This is a genomic window from Pseudomonas sp. E45-MNA-CIBAN-0222, assembly GCF_040310405.1.
GTDB classification, from domain to species: domain Bacteria; phylum Pseudomonadota; class Gammaproteobacteria; order Pseudomonadales; family Pseudomonadaceae; genus Stutzerimonas; species Stutzerimonas stutzeri_AC.
The window spans coordinates 1-532 of the sequence record NZ_JBEOPU010000056.1; the positions used below are offsets into that span (position 1 = coordinate 1).

Annotated in this window: 1 protein-coding gene; it reads left to right on the forward strand. The window is 63.0% G+C overall.

All coding sequences use genetic code 11. The annotated features are described in order from the left end of the window. The coding region (gene istB, locus AAEZ08_RS22760; protein WP_213154796.1) for an IS21-like element ISPst3 family helper ATPase IstB at nucleotides 1-532 on the forward strand (532 nt) is incomplete at both ends.

Here is a 532-nt window from a genome sequence, read left to right on the forward strand (position 1 = left end):
GAACAAGAGCACACAGATCGCGCCATGCGCTCGGTGAGCCACCAGATGAACATGGCCAAGCTGCCGATGCACCGCGACCTGGCCGGCTTCGACTTCAGCGCCTCCAGCGCAGACGCTCGTTTGATCAGCGAACTGGCCAGTCTGGCCTTTACCGACACCGCGCAGAACGTGGTGCTGATCGGTGGGCCTGGCACCGGTAAAACCCACCTGGCCACTGCGCTGGCCGTGTCCGGCATCACCCGGCACGGCAAGCGCGTGCGCTTCTACTCCACGGTCGATCTGGTCAATCTGCTGGAGCGCGAAAAGCACGACGGCAAAGCCGGGCGGATCGCCCAAGCTCTGCTGCGCATGGATCTGGTCATCCTCGACGAACTGGGTTATCTGCCCTTCAGCCAGGCCGGCGGTGCGTTGCTGTTTCACCTGCTATCCAAGCTGTACGAACACACCAGCGTGGCGATCACCACCAACCTGAGCTTCGCCGAATGGTCGAGCGTGTTCGGCGACGCCAAGATGACCACCGCCCTGCTGGATC